Here is a 16034-nt window from a genome sequence, read left to right as displayed (position 1 = left end):
TGCTACTGTTCTCAGCGATGATTCCGGCTGTCAACCCGCGATGGTGCGCCGACCACTCAAGCCCTGCAAGGAGGCACGCATGTCCGCAGCCGAGAGCCACAATGCCGGTGACCAGGCAGGAGCCAGAAGGGCACGTCGCGCCGCAGTGGGATCGTTCATCGGCGCCGTGGTGGAGTGGTACGACTTCCTCCTCTACGGGATCGTCGCCGCCCTCGTCTTCGGTGAGCTCTTCTTCCCCGGCTACAGCGCACACGCGGGAACGCTCGCGGCCTTCGCGACCTTCGGCGTCGGCTTCGTCTTCCGTCCGCTCGGCGGCATCATCTTCGGCCATTTCGGCGACCGCCTCGGTCGGAAGTCCATGCTCATCTGGACGATGACGATCATGGGCGTCGCCACCGCCCTCATCGGTGTGCTGCCCACCTATCAGTCCGTCGGGTGGGTGGCTCCGGCCCTGCTTGTGACGCTGCGCTGCATCCAGGGTGTCGCCGTCGGCGGCGAGTGGGGAGGCGCGGCCCTCATGGCCGTCGAGAGCGCTCCGTCGAAGCTGCGGGCGTTCTTCTCCAGTGGCGTGCAGATGGGGTACTCGTTCGGTCTGCTCCTGGCCACCGGCTTCGTCGCTCTGCTGAGCGGCAACTTCTCCCAGGAGGCCTTCCTCGCATGGGGATGGCGCATCCCCTTCATCTTCAGCGCTGTGCTCGTCCTCATCGGACTCTGGATCCGGGCCGGTGTCGAAGAGTCCGAGGAGTACCTCGAACGGGTGAAGAACGCCGAAGAGGACAAGGTCGCCACAGTGCCGCTGTTCGAGGCGTTCAAACGCTTCCCCGCTCAGATCGCCCAGATCGTCGGGCTGCGGTTCATCGAGCTGCTGACGATGTACATCGTCACGACGTTCGCGCTGTCGTATTCGACCGAGGAACTCGGCCTCGACAGGCAGGTCATGCTCAACATCACCCTCCTCGTCGGCGGTCTCGGCATCGTCACCATCCCGGCCTTCGCCTACCTCTCCGACAGATTCGGACGGTTGCGCGTCTACCTGACCGGCGGCTTCGTCGGGCTGCTCAGCGCAGTGCCCTTCTTCTTCGCACTCGAATCCGGCAGCATCGTCGCCATCGTCATCTTCGCGGTCCTGCTGGTCAACATCGCCCACGACGCCGTCGTCAGCGTGCAGCAGCCGCTCTTCGCCGAGATGTTCAGCCCGGAGTTCCGCTACAGCGGTGCGGGTGTCGGCTACCAGCTCGCCAGCGCGATCGCCGGGGGCTTCACGCCGTTCATTGCGACCTTCCTCGTCGGCGTCGGTGACGGATCGTGGTACCTCGTAGCGGCGTACCTCGGTGGTGGCTGCCTCATCTCGATCGCCGTCGCCCTCTACCTCGTCCGCCAGTGGCACGTGGCGCAGAGCGATGCGCAAGCGTCGGCGACACCGGGCACCGACAGATCGGCGCGTTCACTGGGCTGACGGCCCATTTCAGGTTCACGGGGCTGACAGTACATTCGAGACTGAGGCGACAGTAGGAGAGCCGCCGGTCGTGGACATGTCCACGACCGGCGGCTCTCCTGGTGACTCGAGTCAGCGGCGCTCACGCTCGACGAGGTTCCGTAGCGGCTGGCTCAGGGGCCGCGTCTGATCAGGCGCGGGGTGTGGCCACGTACTTGATCTCGAGGAACTCGTCGATGCCGACGCGTCCGCCCTCGCGGCCGAGTCCGGACATCTTCACTCCGCCGAACGGTGCCGCCGGGTTCGAGACGAGACCGGTGTTGAGGCCGACCATGCCGACCTCGAGCTTCTCGGCGAGGCTGAGTGCCCGCTCGATGTTCTCGCTGAACAGGTAGCCGGCCAGACCGTACTCGGTCTCGTTCGCCAGGGCCATGGCCTCCTCGTCGGTGTCGAAGGTGACGATCGGGGCGACGGGGCCGAAGATCTCGGTGGTCCGGATCGCGGAGTCGGCGGGCACCTCGGTGATGACGGTCGGGTCGAAGAAGTAGCCCTTGCCTTCGATCCTCTTGCCGCCGGTGAGGACCTTCGCGCCCTTGGCCACGGCGTCGTCGACGAGTTCGGCGACCTTGTCCAGGGAATCCTGATCGACGAGCGGCCCCACCTCGGTGCCTTCATCGAGGCCGTTGCCCACCTGCATCGATCCGAGGCGCTCGGCGAGCTTGGTCGAGAACTCCTCGGCCACGGCCGAGTGGACGAACAGGCGGTTGGCCGCGGTGCAGGCCTCGCCGCCGTTGCGCATCTTCGCGAGCACGGCACCGGTGACGGCCTTGTCGAGATCGGCATCCTCGCAGACGACGAACGGGGCATTGCCGCCCAGCTCCATCGAGGTCTTCATGACATTGTCGGCGGCCTGCTTGAGCAGGCTGACGCCGACCTCGGTCGAGCCGGTGAACGTGATCTTGCGGGCGATGCCCGCCTCCATCCACGGGGTGACGACGCGGCGAGCCGACTCCGAAGTGACGATGTTGAGCACACCTGCGGGCAGCCCCGCCTCGTCCAGCACGTCGACGAGCATGAGCGAGGTCAGCGGGGTCAGCTTCGCGGGCTTGAAGACCATGGTGCAGCCGGCGGCGATGGCCGGCCCGATCTTGCGGGTCCCCATCGCCAGCGGGAAGTTCCACGGGGTGACGAGGATGCAGGGCCCGACCGGTTCGCGGGAGACCATGAGGCGGTTCTTGCCGTCGGTCGACTGCATGAAGTCGCCGGAGACGCGCACGGCCTCCTCGGAGAACCAGCGGAAGAACTCGGCACCATAGGTGACCTCGCCCTTCGACTCGGCGAAGGGCTTGCCCATCTCCGCGGTCATCACCGCGGCGATGTCGTCGGCGCGTTCGATGAGGAGTTCGAAGGCGCGGCGGAGGATCTCGGCGCGCTCGCGCGGTGGGGTTGCCGCCCATGAGGCCTGGGCGTCACCGGCAGCCTTGATGGCGGCTTCGGCGTCGGCGGCCGAGCCGTCGGCCACGGTGGTGATGACCTCGCCGGTGGCGGGATTGAGAACTTCGAGGGTCTTGCCGCCTTCGGCCTCGCGCCACTGTCCGTCGATGAACAGTCCGGTGTTGAGAGTGTCGATGATCGGGGTGATGTCCACGACGGGATCTCCTTGGTTGTCGTCAGAGCGGAACCGCGTCGTCGTTGGGCGCGAAGGACGAACCGTTTCGGGCGGCCCTCGGCGGCGATCGAGCGTGCGGCCCTCTCAGTGTAGGGGCCTGAGCCCCGCGCGTGTAGGGGGCATGAGGCCCGCGCACACTGCGGAATTCGTCGCTCGGGAACCTCAGTCGCGCGGCTGACGTGCCAGGATCGACAGGGAGGCGTGGGTGAGTGCGCTGGTGGCGATCAGTTGGCGATTGTGCATCGTGATTCCGCGGATCACGCGGAGGCAGACCTCGTCCCGACTGAGTTCGGGGCCGATGGGGCGGATGTTGTCCCGGGCGACCGAGGCGATGGCCTGGCACTGAGCGACGACCGAATCGACGTCGACGCGGTAGCCGGCGGCATCTGTCATCGCGAGGACTCGGGTCAGCGCAGTCCTGGCGGCCGATTCCTCGTCCGGCCAGCCGAGGCGGTCGAGGGCCTCGTCGACGATCTCGTCGAAGCGGTCCGGCGGCGTCGCGGCGCCGCCTGTGATGTCATCGCCCGTGGTCGACTTGAGGGCATAAGGTGCGGATCCCGGAGCACGCAGCGCCGAGGCGGGAAGCCCGGAGTTTCCGCGTAGGGCGAGTTCCTGACAGATGCCCATCAGCTCGATCGTCGACAGTGAGTCATCGTCAATGGCCCGGGTGAGTTCGGCGATGCCGGTGATCGGGATGGACAGCTCATCGCGCAGCCACCTGATGAGCGTGAGCCGGTGGAGATGCGAGTCGTCGTAGACGGCCGTGGTCGCATTCTTCTTCCGGCCGGGCGGCAGGAGTCCCTCATGGATGTAGTACTTGATGCTCGCGGTGGAGACCCCCGTGGCTGCAGCCAGAGCGCTGAGTTTCATCACAGACCTCTCTTCGCCGCATCGGATAGTGAGTACAGCCCGAACTATCTACGTTGCCGCTATTGGTTAGCGACACTATCTTAACTGTATGTCCACATTGTTCGTAGCCATCCACGCCATTGCCGCCTCGGGTGTCGTTCTGCTGGGCCCGATTCAGATCCTCCGCCGCACCAAGGACCGCAAGCACCGCTTCATCGGCCGGTCCTGGGTCATCCTCATGTACTTCGTGTGCGTCAGCGGAATGTTCATCTACTCTCTGACCGGATCGTTCACCGCCTTCCACGCGTTGGCGATCTGGACCTTCATCTCCACGACCCTCGGCGTCATCGCCATTCGCCGCGGCAAGGTCCGCCGCCACATCTTCATGATGGTCGGCTCGTACCTGGGTGCGCTGACCGCGGGCATCTTCGCCGCGATCATCCCCGGCCGTGATATCCCGCGGCTGGCCGTCAGTGATCCGGGACTGCTGTGGTCGCTCGTGGCCCTGGTGATCGTGCTGGTCACGGCCTGGGCGGTCTACGTTCTGCGCTTCGTCTCCGGGCAGGATCGTGTGTCGGCAGTCATCGGCGTTGCAGTGCCGACGGATCCGACGCCTGCTCCTTCCGGTGCAGCTGCAGCGCCGGCGGTATGACGCCGGCACCTGCCGGTCGGCTGTGACACAGCCGCGCGTCGAAGATGACCGCGCGTCGAAGATGACCGCGCGTCGAAGACGACGTTCGGAGCGAAAGCGATACCGCCCTCAGGCGACGTTCGCGTCGAACTCCGTGTTCTTCTGCAGGAAATTGTGCACATAGGAGCACGTCGTCCGGAACTTCAGCCCCGCCTCGGCGCTGGTCTCAAGCGCGAAGCGCACGAGCTTCGCGGCGAGCCCGCGCCCGCCCCATTCGGGGGAGACCTCGGTGTGGGTGAAGGTGCGGACCGTGCCCTCGGCAGTGTCGTCGGGGCCGGCCTCGCGGTCGATGTAGTCCGCGACGCCGATGACCGCGCCGTCATGGGAGACGGTGAAGCGGTGGGCGGCGGCATCCTCGGCGACGGTGAAGGTCTCTCCGTTGACCTCGAAGTCCATGTCATTCCTCTCGAATGTCCGTGCCCGGCGGCACTGTGGCGGCGTCCGCGGCGCTGGGACGGTACCCGGCGGCGCAGCGATGGTCGGTACTGCGGCGGACGATCGGTGTCGATCTGTCCTGACCTCTGACACTATAGTTCTGCAGTCGGGAAACCGACTAGCCTGATGAACAAAGACGCAATGGTCGGGTTCGCCCGGCGGCAACCCAGTCGAACGCTCGCGAAGGAGTCGGTCACATGTCCTCACCCACCCCGGTCACCATGGTCGATGCGCACGAAATGATCCTCCATGAGGCCGGGTACGAGGTCACCGAGCTTACCGAGGCCGACATCGCCGACTATGTCGAACTGGTGTCCTCGGCCTACCGCGGGGAGGGCTCGAAGCAGGGCTGGACCACCGAGGCGGACATCCTCGGCGGGCAGCGCCTCGACGTCCCGATGGCCGAGGAGATGCACGCCGAGACCGACTCCGTGATCCTGCTCGTCCGCGACGGACAGGGGCGGGCCGTGGCCAGCGTGTACCTGCGCGAACCCGAGAACGGGGAGGCCTACCTCGGCGTGCTCGCGGTCTCGCCGCTGGGCCAGGGCAAGGGCGTGGGGTCGGCGCTGATGAACCTCGCCGAGGCGTGGGTGTCCGAACGCTGGGGCGCGCACGCGATGCGGATGAGCGTGATCAACAAGCGCGAAGAACTCATCGCCTACTACGAGCGCCGAGGCTACGAGCGCACCGGTGGGGTCGAACCCTTCCCCTACGGCGACGAGCGCTTCGGTGTCCCGAAGGTCGACGATTTGGAGTTCGTGCTGCTGCTCAAGCCGCTGAGCTGAGGGGCAGGCTGACGGTGCCGGAGCCTGCGCTGGGCTCGCGCCGGTGCCGGCCTCATAGGTGGGCGTTTTGGTCGGATTCTGTTGCTCTGGACCCGACCAAAACGCCCACTCAGTGGTCTTCGCGAAGCGCTCAACGCTGCGAAATCCCGCGGGCATCGCCCGCAAGGCGGACAGTCAACCTCAGAACAGCATTGCGGGCACGACGAGGCCGCCGACCAGGGCGACGGGCCCGATGACGACCATCGACATGCCGAACTTCACGAGGATGCGCGTCAGACGCGGCTTGTCCTCGGTCGGGGCGGTGGCGACGACGGTGGCACCGAGGGTGGAGAACGGTGAGACGTCGACGACGGCCGAGCACACGCCCAGTGCCGCGATGAGCGCCCAACCGGGCACTCCACCTGCGGCGATGAGCGGTAGGGCCAGTGGCACGAGGGCCGCGAGAATGCCTGTGGTGGAGGCGAACGCGGACACGAGCCCGCCGACGATGCAGAGGACGAAGGCCGCGATGAGCGGCGAACCGATCGACTCGGCACCTTCGCCAAGGAGGTCGACGGCTCCCATGTTCTGCAGCACCCCGACGAAGGTGATGATGCCGCCGACGAGCAGCACCGTCGACCAGTCGATCTTCGGCAGCGCCGCCTTGCCGGTCTTCGGGTCGACGAGGGAGAGGATCGCGCCGAAGAGGAAGCACAGCAGGCCGATGTCGGGATCATTGCCGAGAGCGGCGAGGACCACGACGCTGCCGACGAGGCCGATCATGAAGATGACGGTGAGGATCTGCACGAACGTGAAGGGTGCGGAGTCGCCGGTGTGCTCCGAGCTCGAGGAGTCGAAGAGCGCTTCGTCCTCGTCGTCCTCACCGAAGGCCACCTTCGTCGCCGAGGCGGAGCCGCGGGAGATGCGTGAGCTCGCACCCGCTGTGGTGCCGCTGGTATCGGCGGCGGCTCCCGCACCGGCACCATCCGAACCGGCACCGTCGCCGTCCGAACCGGCGGACCCTGCGCCGGTCGCGACAGCAACGGCGGACTTCCGGCCGAACAGCGACCGACCGTACATGAAGTAGGCGACGACGAGCATGATGAGATACGTGACCACGGCGATGCCGAAGAGCACATAGGGGGAGAGGTCGATGCCGGCCCCGCGTGCGGTGCTGTAGGTGACGATGCCGTAGAGACTGGTCGGGGCGAAGCCGCCGGCGCCGATGGCGAAGCAGATCGCCAGTCCCATGAGCGCGTAGTCGACCTCGTACTTGCGGGCGACCTGCATGCCCACAGGCATCATGACGAGGCCCGCAAGCGGTGCGCCCATCGCGGCGATGCAGCCGGTGATGACGAAGAAGACCGCGGGCAGGAGCACTGCTGAGGAGCCGACGCGTTCGAGGGCCCAGTCGATGATCCGATCGACGGTGCCGTTCTCCTGGGCGATGGCGAAGAAGTAGGTCACTCCCGCGAGGAGGACCATGATGTCGAGCGGGAACTCGGCGATGATGTCATCGACGACCATGTCGGTGAACAGCAGTCCGGTGCCGGCGGCGCCGACGAGCATGAGCACGCCGATCTGGACGCCGCGGACTGCGCCGACGGCGAAGAGTGCCACGAAGATGAGCAGGGCGATGATCTGGGTGAGCATGATGTCCTCGAGAAGGCTGAAGCGACACTGTGCATCGCTGGCTGATTCGCTGTGAGACACTACCAGCCCTACTCGCCGGTACGCGGCAGGCGTGCCCGACCCGTCGCAGAATCCCGATAAACGGCACACCCTCGCCGAGGTGGCCCCAGAACTACCTGACGGCGGCTCAGCAACTTCGCGCCAGGTTGCTGAGCCGTCGTCAGGTAGTAGTTTGGGGGCGGTCTCAGGTGAGGAGGAGTGCTCCGCCGAGGCCGATGATCCCGACGATGATCGTGACCGCTGCGGCCAGGGCGAGGGGGCGTGCGCCGAGGTTCTTCAGCGCCCGCCACTGCACGCCGCGGCCGAGGGCGAACATCGCCATGGCCAGGCACACCGTCTGGATCCAGCCGAGCCCGGTGACCGCGAACTCCGGCAGCAGACCGAAGGTGCGCAGCGCCGCCATGGCGAGGAAGCCGAGAACGAACAGGGGCACGATCGGCGGCCGTGCAGTCTTCGCAGGTGCCGCAGCGGTGCGAGCCGCACCCGAGTCGGTGCCGGCTGAACAGGCCGTGCCGGACCCGGCTCCATCTGAGCCGGCCGTACCATTCGAGCCCGACCGGGCACCCGGCTCGGGGTCGAAGCTCGACCGGGCACCTGCCTCGGGGTCGAAGCTCGACCCGGCCCCCGCCTCGGCGAGGGTGGACTGTGCATTCGAATCCGACTGCGCATTCGCGTGCGCCTTGGCCTCGCTGCGGCGCACCGCGTAGCTGAACACGGCGACGGTGGGGGCGAGCATGATGACGCGGGCGAGCTTGACGAGGACGGCGACCTCGAGGGCGGCGGGGCCGATGATGCCGCCGATCGCCACGACCTGGGCCACCTCGTGGGTCGACGCCCCGCCCCACATGCCAGCGGTGGCCGGGGCGAGCCCGAAGGCGGTCGCCAAGGACGGGATGATCGCGATCATCAGGGTGCCGAAGAGGACGACGAGCCCGATTGCGGCGGCGACGTCCTCCTTCTTCGAGCGCAGGGTCGATTCGACGCCGGCCACGGCTGCAGCCCCGCAGATGCCGAAGCCGCAGCCGATGAGCACGGCAAGGTCACGGTCGACTCGCAACGGGCGCGCGAGCGCCAGCGCCGAGCAGATTCCGGCGGCGACGATGACGGCGGCGAGCACGAGGACGAGCCAGCCGAGGTCGAGGATGTCACCGAGCACGACCTGCGCGCCGAGGGCGACGATGCCCACGCGCAGCAGCGGTTTCGCCGCGAAATTCAATCCGGACAGGAACCTCTCGGGCAGGTCGGGCACGAGGTTGCCCAGTGCGATGCCGAGCACGATCGCCACGAGCAGAGGGGAGAGGACCGGCAGCAGCATGGAGATCGGCCACGCGATCGCCGTCGCGATGGCTGCGACGGCGAGTCCGGGAAGGAGAGAGATGATGCGGTGCATGTCCCCAGTCTGACAACCCCTGCGATGGGGCGGTAGACGGCAATTCCGCGTCAACCCATACTCATCTGATATGCCATGATGGGCATATGCACGACCTCACGGACATGAAGGAGTGGCCGGAGCTGCAGGCGTTGGGGCTGCTCGTGGCCCTCAGCGGCAATGCGCGCTCGATCGGCCAGGCCGCGGCGAAGCTCGACCTCGCCCAGCCGAATGCCTCGCGCAGCCTGCGCAATCTCGAACGTGACCTCAAGGTGCCGCTGCTCAGACGCTCACCGCGCGGAACCGAGCTCACCGTCGAAGGCCAGGCCGTGGCCGAATGGGGGTCGAAGGTCATCGAAGCCTATGACACCCTCAACGCCGGCATCCGCGCGATCCAGGACGCCCGCGCCGGCACCGTCAAGGTCAGCGCCTCGCTCACCGTCGCCGAATACCTCATGCCCCGCCACCTCACGACCTTCCGCGCCGCCCACCCGGAGATCGGGATCGGCCTGTCCGTGGAGAACTCCGCCACCGTCATCGACCGGGTGCGCCGGCAGAGCGTCGACCTCGGGCTCATCGAATCCGTGTCCGTGCCCTCCGACCTCACCGCCGAGGTGGTCGGTCGCGACCGACTCATGATCGCCTGTGCCCCGAGCTTCGCCGAGGCGTGGTCGAAGCCCATCACCGCCGAGGCGCTCGCCGAAGTTCCGCTGCTGGTCAGGGAAGTCGGTTCGGGCACTCGGGAGGCCATCGACTCCGCCCTGGCGAGCGTCGGGGGAGTGCGCGTGGCCGGAGAGTACGGATCGAACTCCGCTTTGCGCATCGCCGCAGCCACCGCCGTCGCCCCCGTGGTGCTCTCCGAACTCGCGCTGCGCGATGACTTCCGGGCCGGACGGCTGCTGCCGCTGCCCGTCGACGACTCCGTCGATCTCGCCCGCGAACTCCACGCCGTCTGGTCGCCCGGCCGCCGCCGGTCCGCCGGGGCCCGCCTGCTGCTCGAGCACATGGTCCGCAGCCTCGGGTGACGTGGCGTCGGTGAGGGGTGGCGGGGCAGGATTGCGCCGGCCGGCATGTACCGCGCGGCGTGCACTGCCTGGGCCGCGCCGCTGCGGGAACAGGGCCCGCGTCGAGGCTGTGCCGGCAGCTCATCTCGTACGGCGGGCACCGACGATGCGGAATGGACCGCCTCTGCACGTGAGGGCATGCACCTCTATATTGGGGACCATGACAACGCCTGAGTCCACATCCACCAGCCGCACCGAACTCGCTCCGGACACCATCGTCGTCGAAACCGGACGACCGGTTCGCGTCGACGGCGCCTCGGTGAACCCGCCGATCGACCTGTCCTCGACGTTCATCAGCGCCGGCGACATCGAGAACTCGCCCTACGCCTACGCCCGCTTCGACACCCCCGCGTGGTCACCCTTCGAAGAGGCACTCGCCCAGCTCGAACATGCGAGCCTGCCCGGGCTGGTCTTCGGCTCCGGTCTGGCGGCGATCTCCGCAGCGATCAGTCTCGTCCCCGCCGGCGGCACGCTCATCATCCCGAAGCACAGCTATCAGGGAGCGCTCGCCTCGGCGGAGCAGATCGCGCAGCGGCAGGGCTTCGACCTCGTCACCGTCGACATCGCCGACACCGAAGCGGTCATCGCCGCACTCGATCACGCAGGTTCGACAAGGTCGGCTGGGCCCGAGGTAACGGGGGCAGCCGACGGCACCACCACCTCGGCGGGGGACGGCACATCCGCTTCCGGGACGGGCATGCTGTGGATCGAATCGCCGACGAACCCGATGCTCGAGGTAGCCGACGTTCCCGCGCTGATCGCGGCCGCGAAGGACCGCGGGTTCCTCGTCGCCGTCGACAACACCTTCGCCACGCCGCTGCTGCAGACGCCGCTCGACCTCGGCGCCGATGTCGTCGTCCATTCGGTGACGAAGTACCTCGCCGGACACTCCGACGTCGTACTCGGGGCGGTGCTGACCAGCAGCCCTGAACTGCGGGAGCAGCTGCACACCGAACGCTCGATGCGCGGCGGAATCGCCGGACCCTTCGAGGTGTGGCTGGCCCTGCGCGGGCTGCGCACCCTGGCCGTGCGCCTCGACCGCGCGCAGACCAACGCCCAGGCCATCGCCGAACGCCTCGCCGCCCATCCGGCCGTCGTCGAGACCCGCTACCCGGGCCTGCCGAACGACCCCGGCCATGCCCGCGCGAGCGCACAGATGAATGGGTTCGGCGCGATCATCGCCTTCACCGTCGACACGGCGGAGAAGGCCACCGCCATCGCCGAGGCGGTCCGACTGTGGACCCCGGCGACCTCCCTGGGCGGGGTGGAATCCCTCATCGAACGCCGGCGTCGGCACGCCGCCGAACCGGAGACGGTGCCCGAGGGACTGATCCGGTTGAGCGTGGGGATCGAGAATCTCGAAGACCTGTGGGCCGACCTCGAGGCGGCGTTGGGCTGATGGAGCACACTCCGGGGGATCGGGGCCGCTCGGGTCACGGTGAACGTTCGGGTCACCGCGTGCCTTCCGGTCACCGTGAGCGTCCGGATGCCCGGGGTTACGTGCTCGACCGACCGAGCGCGGAGGATGTCGAGGAGTTCTTCGCTATTGATTCCGACCCGCGCGTGTGGACCCATCTGCCCAGCGGTCGGATGACGGGCAAGGGCGAGGCGAAGGCGATCCTCGCGCGGCTGACTCAGCAATGGGAGCTCGACGGTCTCGGGCCGTGGATGGTCAGGGACGTCTCCCGTGGCGACCTCCTCGGCCACTGCGGCTGCTCGCTGCGCGGGTTACCCGAGCCCGGCGCCTCACGCAATGTGCCCGGGGCATTCTGGAACCTCGGCTACCGGTTCCGCCCCGAGACTCAGGGGAGGGGACTGGCGACCGCGGTCTCCCGCGACGCGATCGACGCGGCGGCAGCCATCGACGCCGAACTGCCGGTCGTGGCGTATCTGCTCGAGCACAACACCGCCTCGGCGCAGGTCGCTCGCAAGCTCGGCTTCGAACTCGTCCACCGGGCGCCGGACGCCGGCAACCCGGACCCTGCTGCCATCCGACTCGTCTTCGCCGACCGCGAGCTCACTCCCGCTCAACTGGACGCGACCCTGCGCTGAGGGCGGTGCCGCATTTCTCCTGGAGGTGGGTCCACCGCGAAATGCCGACGCGAATCACGGTGGATCCACCTCCAGGAGACGCGCCCGAGCATCGCGCGACGCAGGGTCGCCGGTCGGGTGACGCGAACTCGTCGCTCCGGCGCTTAGGCGTGTCGCTGCCGGGCGCCTAGGCGTGTCATTGTCCGGCGCTTAGGCGTGTGACGCAGATCAACTTAACGTACGTTAAAGTGGCGGTGGAAGCACGTGTGCCTCTTGGGGTGCACGGAAGCAGAAGTGCCAACAGCTGCCCGGATCGCCCGCCCGCACGGGTCACCGGGATCGCACGTAAGGAGTCGCATTGTCCGACAGCGTTCTCGTCAACGTCAGTGGTGACGTCACCACCGTCACGATCAACCGGCCCGAGAGTCTCAATGCGCTGACTCAGGAGGCGGTGCTGGCCATCGGTGAGGCCGTCACCGAGGCGGAGGCGAAGTCGCGAGCGATCGTCCTCACCGGCAACGACCGGGCCTTCAGCTCCGGGGCCGACCTGCAGGGCGGAGTCTCCGAACGCCAGGGCATCGAACTTGACCAGGCGAATGCGATCATCCGCAGCCTCATCGACGCCTCGGTGCCCACGATCGCCGCGGTGTCGGGACCGGCCGCCGGAATCGGCTGCTCGTTCGCTCTGGCCTGCGACTACCTCGTCATGAGTGAGAAGTCCTACCTCATGCTCCCCTTCACGAAGATCGGCCTCATGCCCGACGGCGGTGCCACTGCCCTCGTCGCCGCCTCGGCCGGTCGGCACCGTGCCCTGCGCCTGGCCCTGACCGGGGAGAAACTGCCCGCCGCCGACGCCTTCGACTGGGGTCTGGCCAGCGAGGTCGTCCCCGCCGGGGAGCACCTCATGCGCGCGTCCGAGCTCGCTGCGGCGTGGGCCAAAGGCGCACCGCAGGCGATGGCCGCGGCGAAGGCGGCGATCAATGACGCCACGCTCACCGAACTCGACGGCGCCTTCTCGCGGGAGGTCGAGGGGCAGGGGCAGCTGCGGGCCTCGCAGGACTTCGTCGAGGGAGTCGCCGCCTTCCTCGAAAAGCGGACCCCGACGTTCACCGGCGACTGACCCCACCTCGGCGAAATCCCCGGCCCCACCTCGGCGTCGGGTCTCTGATTGATAACACCTGCCGCTTCGGATGTGATCGGCCTCACCTGAGCCGATAGTCTGACGGCAACGACCACCCGCTGCAGACGAACCAAGCGGTTCGCCCGCAGCCAAGCACGAACGAAGGAGTCTCATGCTCACTGGCATCCCATCCACCCTCGGCGACAGCTACCAGCTCAACACCACCACCCTCATCAGGCATGCGGCCACCGTGTTCGGCCAGTCCGAAGTCGTCTACCGCCGCTCCGACGGATCGTGGGGCAGGTCGAACTACGCCGAGGAATTCAAGCGCATGGCGCAGCTGGCACACGGCCTCGATGAACTCGGCGTCGGTGCCGGCTCCATGGTCGGCGTCATCGACTGGAACTCCCGCCGCCACCTCGAACTCTACTTCTCCGTCCCCGGCGTCGCCGCCACCATGCTCCAGCTCAACCTGCGCCTGGCGCCCGAGGATCTCGCCTACGTCGTCAGCCATTCGAAGTCCGACTGGATCTTCGTCGACGAATCGCTCCTCCACGTCGCCGAGGCGCTCGCCCCGAAGCTCGACGTCAAGGGCTGGGTCGTCATGACCGACAAACCCTCGTCCGAGATCGAGACGAGCCTGAACAACGTCGTCTTCTACGAAGACCTCATCGCCGACAAGCCTGAGACATACGACTGGCCCGTCGTCGAGGAGAAGACCGCCGCCTACGCCGGCTACACCACCGGCACCACGGGCCGGCCGAAGGGTGTCTACTACTCGCACCGCTCGATCTACCTGCACACCATGGGCGGGCTCGCGGCACTCCACGCCGACTTCGACGACTGCGTCATGCCCATCACCCCGATGTTCCACGTCCTGTCGTGGGGCTTCCCGCAGAACGCGGTGGCCGCCGGTGCCAAGCTCGTGCTGCCGGGCAAGTTCGCGGCCGAGGAATTCGGCGCGATCGGTCAGGCCTTCATCGAAGAGGGCGTCACCCTGGCCAACGGTGCACCGGCGATCTTCGCCCCGATGCTGGCGATGATGAAGAACATGCCGCAGCCGCCCGACCTCAGCGGGGTTCGTCTCGTGTCCGGGTCCTCGGAGCCGCCGCTGTCGATGATGCGCGGGTTCAAGGAGATCACCGGCGCCGAGGTGATCCATGGCTACGGTGCCACCGAGACGACCCCGTTGGCCACGACGAACTGGAAGCTCAAGCCGGGCATGGACCTGGACGAGGAGGAGCGTTGGGACCTCAAGCGTTCGCAGGGTCTGCCGATCATCGGAGTCGAGCTCAAGATCGTCGATCCCACCGGCGAGGAGCTGCCGCGCGACGGGAAGTCGATGGGCGAGATCCTCATGCGCGGACCCTGGATCACCGAGTCGTATTACCAGCTGCCGGACAACTCCGAGCGGTTCCTCGACGGCTGGTGGCGGTCGGGCGACGTCGGCGTCATCGATGAGTTCGGCTACCTCAAGATCACCGACCGTCTCAAGGACGTCATCAAGTCCGGCGGCGAGTGGATCTCCTCGATCGACATGGAGAACGGCATCCTCGACAACCCGAACGTCAAAGAGGCGGCCGTCATCGGCGTTCCCGACGCGAAATGGGACGAGCGCCCCGTGGCCTACGTCGTGGCCAATGACGGCGCCGAGGTGACCCGCGAAGACATCATCGAAACGCTTGGTGAGCGGTTCGCGAAGTGGCAGATGCCCGATGAGGTCAACGTCGTCGACGAGCTGCCGCGCACCTCGGTGGGCAAACTGGACAAGAAGCTGCTGCGCAAGGAGTGGGACGAGAAGTGAGCTGAGCTCGTCTGATTGGGCTGGGCTGATTAGGGCCGATTGGGTTGGGCTGGGCTGATTGAGCCGGCTGGTGAGTTGGCTTAGCTGGGCTGATGAGCTCATTCAGCCGAGACAACGATAGAGCGCCGAGACAACGCTGTGTGTGCACAGTGGTCTCGGCGCTCCAGCGTTGTCTCGAGGAAGAGGCTGGTGGAATAAGTGCCAGCTGCCCTGCTCAGGGATGGTGGAGCAGGTAGGTGCCGCCCTTGAGGCAGGTGTCGACGACCCAACCGTCGCCGACCAGGCCGGTCAGCGAGGTCCGCAGCGCCATGCGCCAGCGACCGGCCAGCTCAGCATCCTGACCGCGCAGGTCCTCGATGTCGGAGGGGAAGTCGAGCGAGACGACCTCGGTCTCCTTCGGCACTTCGCTGAGCAGGGGCTCGCCGTCGTCATCGGCGCGAAGGCAGGGGAAGGCCGAACCGGCATCGGCGATCGCCGCACGCGCCGGACGGTCGAGCGGCCAGGACACCATCATCCGGTCGCTGGCCTGCCCGGAGTTCACCCCATCGCGCATCTGGCCATAGAAGTCCTCGAGGTATTCGACCATGCCGACGCCGAGGCGCTGGAAGTTGAAGTAGGCATTGCGGGCGACCAGCGGATCGAAGGTCCAGGTCATCTCCGTGATGCCGAGGTTGAGACACCACAGGCGCTGGTGCAGTTTCATCGCCGAACCGGCTCCGCGGCCGATGACCTGGTGACGCACGCCGGCGATGTGCGAATGCATGACGGTACCCAGGGGCTGGCCGAAGAAGCCGATGGTCACGCCGATCATCTCGCCCGGGTCATCGACGCTGTAGGCGGCGGAGACGTAGTTGCCGGCGTGGGCGAAGGCGATGATGAGGCTGGGTTCGAACACGGTCGAACCGGTCTCGTCGACGCTCCAGACCTCGTCAAGCAGCAGCGAGGCCCGAGCCGCCTCCTCGGCGGTGTGGATCTCGCGCACCTCGATTCCTGCGGTCTCGGCCGCGGCGGCGAATTCGTCTTCCGCCAGGGCGATGATCTCCGAGTCCACTGTTCTCAGTTCTGCATTCGCGCTCATGGTGACATTGTGCCACCGAAGCGAAGCCGCGAC

Annotated in this window: 14 protein-coding genes; 8 read left to right on the top strand and 6 right to left on the bottom strand. The window is 67.3% G+C overall.

What is annotated here, in order from left to right; genetic code table 11:
• Positions 1-79 precede the first annotated feature (79 nt).
• Positions 80-1456: a shikimate transporter gene (gene shiA / locus J9314_RS15315; RefSeq protein ID WP_210603201.1), complete on the top strand. Its 1377-nt coding sequence runs from the start codon at positions 80-82 to the stop codon at positions 1454-1456.
• A gap of 169 nt (positions 1457-1625) precedes the next feature.
• Here shiA and J9314_RS15310 read toward each other — a convergent pair whose 3' ends face one another.
• Entirely contained in the window at positions 1626-3083 is a 1458-nt protein-coding gene (locus J9314_RS15310) for an NAD-dependent succinate-semialdehyde dehydrogenase (RefSeq protein ID WP_210603200.1), read from the bottom strand.
• A 183-nt stretch (positions 3084-3266) separates the two neighbouring features.
• A complete protein-coding gene (locus tag J9314_RS15305; protein ID WP_210603199.1) occupies positions 3267-3974 on the bottom strand; it encodes a MerR family transcriptional regulator in 708 nt (235 codons plus the stop codon).
• 88 nt (positions 3975-4062) lie between these two features.
• Here J9314_RS15305 and J9314_RS15300 point away from each other — a divergent pair, with 88 nt between their 5' ends.
• On the top strand, positions 4063-4605 hold the full coding sequence (locus tag J9314_RS15300) for a DUF2306 domain-containing protein (RefSeq protein ID WP_210603198.1): 543 nt from the start codon (positions 4063-4065) through the stop codon (positions 4603-4605).
• Positions 4606-4713: 108 nt separating this feature from the next.
• Here the strand turns inward: J9314_RS15300 and J9314_RS15295 are convergent, their stop codons facing one another.
• The gene (locus J9314_RS15295) at positions 4714-5040 is read right to left on the bottom strand and encodes a GNAT family N-acetyltransferase (protein WP_181272908.1); all 327 of its coding nucleotides are present in this window, start codon (positions 5038-5040) and stop codon (positions 4714-4716) included.
• A 236-nt stretch (positions 5041-5276) separates the two neighbouring features.
• Between J9314_RS15295 and J9314_RS15290 the strand changes: the two genes are divergently transcribed.
• On the top strand, positions 5277-5864 hold the full coding sequence (locus J9314_RS15290; RefSeq protein WP_210603197.1) for a GNAT family N-acetyltransferase: 588 nt from the start codon (positions 5277-5279) through the stop codon (positions 5862-5864).
• A 180-nt stretch (positions 5865-6044) separates the two neighbouring features.
• On the opposite strand, the gene J9314_RS15285 is transcribed toward J9314_RS15290, so the two are convergent.
• Positions 6045-7496: an SLC13 family permease gene (locus J9314_RS15285; RefSeq protein WP_210603196.1), complete on the bottom strand. Its 1452-nt coding sequence runs from the start codon at positions 7494-7496 to the stop codon at positions 6045-6047.
• A gap of 223 nt (positions 7497-7719) precedes the next feature.
• Positions 7720-8925: a YeiH family protein gene (locus J9314_RS15280; protein ID WP_210603195.1), complete on the bottom strand. Its 1206-nt coding sequence runs from the start codon at positions 8923-8925 to the stop codon at positions 7720-7722.
• An 86-nt stretch (positions 8926-9011) separates the two neighbouring features.
• Here J9314_RS15280 and J9314_RS15275 point away from each other — a divergent pair, with 86 nt between their 5' ends.
• The 5 genes from J9314_RS15275 to J9314_RS15255 all read left to right on the top strand — a co-directional run bounded on the left by J9314_RS15275 (position 9012) and on the right by J9314_RS15255 (position 14923).
• The gene (locus J9314_RS15275) at positions 9012-9929 is read left to right on the top strand and encodes a LysR family transcriptional regulator (protein WP_210603194.1); all 918 of its coding nucleotides are present in this window, start codon (positions 9012-9014) and stop codon (positions 9927-9929) included.
• A gap of 199 nt (positions 9930-10128) precedes the next feature.
• Positions 10129-11367, top strand: a complete 1239-nt coding sequence (locus tag J9314_RS15270) for a trans-sulfuration enzyme family protein (protein WP_210603193.1) — start codon at positions 10129-10131, stop codon at positions 11365-11367.
• Positions 11368-11426: 59 nt separating this feature from the next.
• The gene (locus J9314_RS15265; RefSeq protein WP_246490423.1) at positions 11427-12020 is read left to right on the top strand and encodes a GNAT family N-acetyltransferase; all 594 of its coding nucleotides are present in this window, start codon (positions 11427-11429) and stop codon (positions 12018-12020) included.
• A gap of 337 nt (positions 12021-12357) precedes the next feature.
• Positions 12358-13119, top strand: coding sequence for an enoyl-CoA hydratase-related protein (locus tag J9314_RS15260; RefSeq protein ID WP_210603191.1), 762 nt, complete (start codon positions 12358-12360; stop codon positions 13117-13119).
• A gap of 172 nt (positions 13120-13291) precedes the next feature.
• A complete protein-coding gene (locus J9314_RS15255) occupies positions 13292-14923 on the top strand; it encodes a long-chain-fatty-acid--CoA ligase (protein WP_210603190.1) in 1632 nt (543 codons plus the stop codon).
• A gap of 214 nt (positions 14924-15137) precedes the next feature.
• Here the strand turns inward: J9314_RS15255 and J9314_RS15250 are convergent, their stop codons facing one another.
• Positions 15138-16001, bottom strand: coding sequence for a hypothetical protein (locus J9314_RS15250; RefSeq protein WP_210603189.1), 864 nt, complete (start codon positions 15999-16001; stop codon positions 15138-15140).
• Between the last annotated feature and the right edge of the window lie 33 nt (positions 16002-16034).

This window comes from Brevibacterium oceani (assembly GCF_017948325.1).
GTDB classification, from domain to species: domain Bacteria; phylum Actinomycetota; class Actinomycetes; order Actinomycetales; family Brevibacteriaceae; genus Brevibacterium; species Brevibacterium oceani.
The sequence above is the reverse complement of the archived record's forward strand: the minus strand, read 5'-3'. Positions and strand labels throughout refer to the sequence as shown.

Coding starts and splice junctions, on each gene's coding strand:
- shiA (WP_210603201.1), top strand. CDS start 80: ATGTCCGCAGCCGAGAGCCACAATGCCGGTGACCAGGCAGGAGCCAGA.
- J9314_RS15305 (WP_210603199.1), bottom strand. CDS start 3,974: ATGAAACTCAGCGCTCTGGCTGCAGCCACGGGGGTCTCCACCGCGAGC.
- J9314_RS15300 (WP_210603198.1), top strand. CDS start 4,063: ATGTCCACATTGTTCGTAGCCATCCACGCCATTGCCGCCTCGGGTGTC.
- J9314_RS15295 (WP_181272908.1), bottom strand. CDS start 5,040: ATGGACTTCGAGGTCAACGGAGAGACCTTCACCGTCGCCGAGGATGCC.
- J9314_RS15290 (WP_210603197.1), top strand. CDS start 5,277: ATGTCCTCACCCACCCCGGTCACCATGGTCGATGCGCACGAAATGATC.
- J9314_RS15285 (WP_210603196.1), bottom strand. CDS start 7,496: ATGCTCACCCAGATCATCGCCCTGCTCATCTTCGTGGCACTCTTCGCC.
- J9314_RS15280 (WP_210603195.1), bottom strand. CDS start 8,925: ATGCACCGCATCATCTCTCTCCTTCCCGGACTCGCCGTCGCAGCCATC.
- J9314_RS15275 (WP_210603194.1), top strand. CDS start 9,012: ATGCACGACCTCACGGACATGAAGGAGTGGCCGGAGCTGCAGGCGTTG.
- J9314_RS15270 (WP_210603193.1), top strand. CDS start 10,129: ATGACAACGCCTGAGTCCACATCCACCAGCCGCACCGAACTCGCTCCG.
- J9314_RS15255 (WP_210603190.1), top strand. CDS start 13,292: ATGCTCACTGGCATCCCATCCACCCTCGGCGACAGCTACCAGCTCAAC.
- J9314_RS15250 (WP_210603189.1), bottom strand. CDS start 16,001: ATGAGCGCGAATGCAGAACTGAGAACAGTGGACTCGGAGATCATCGCC.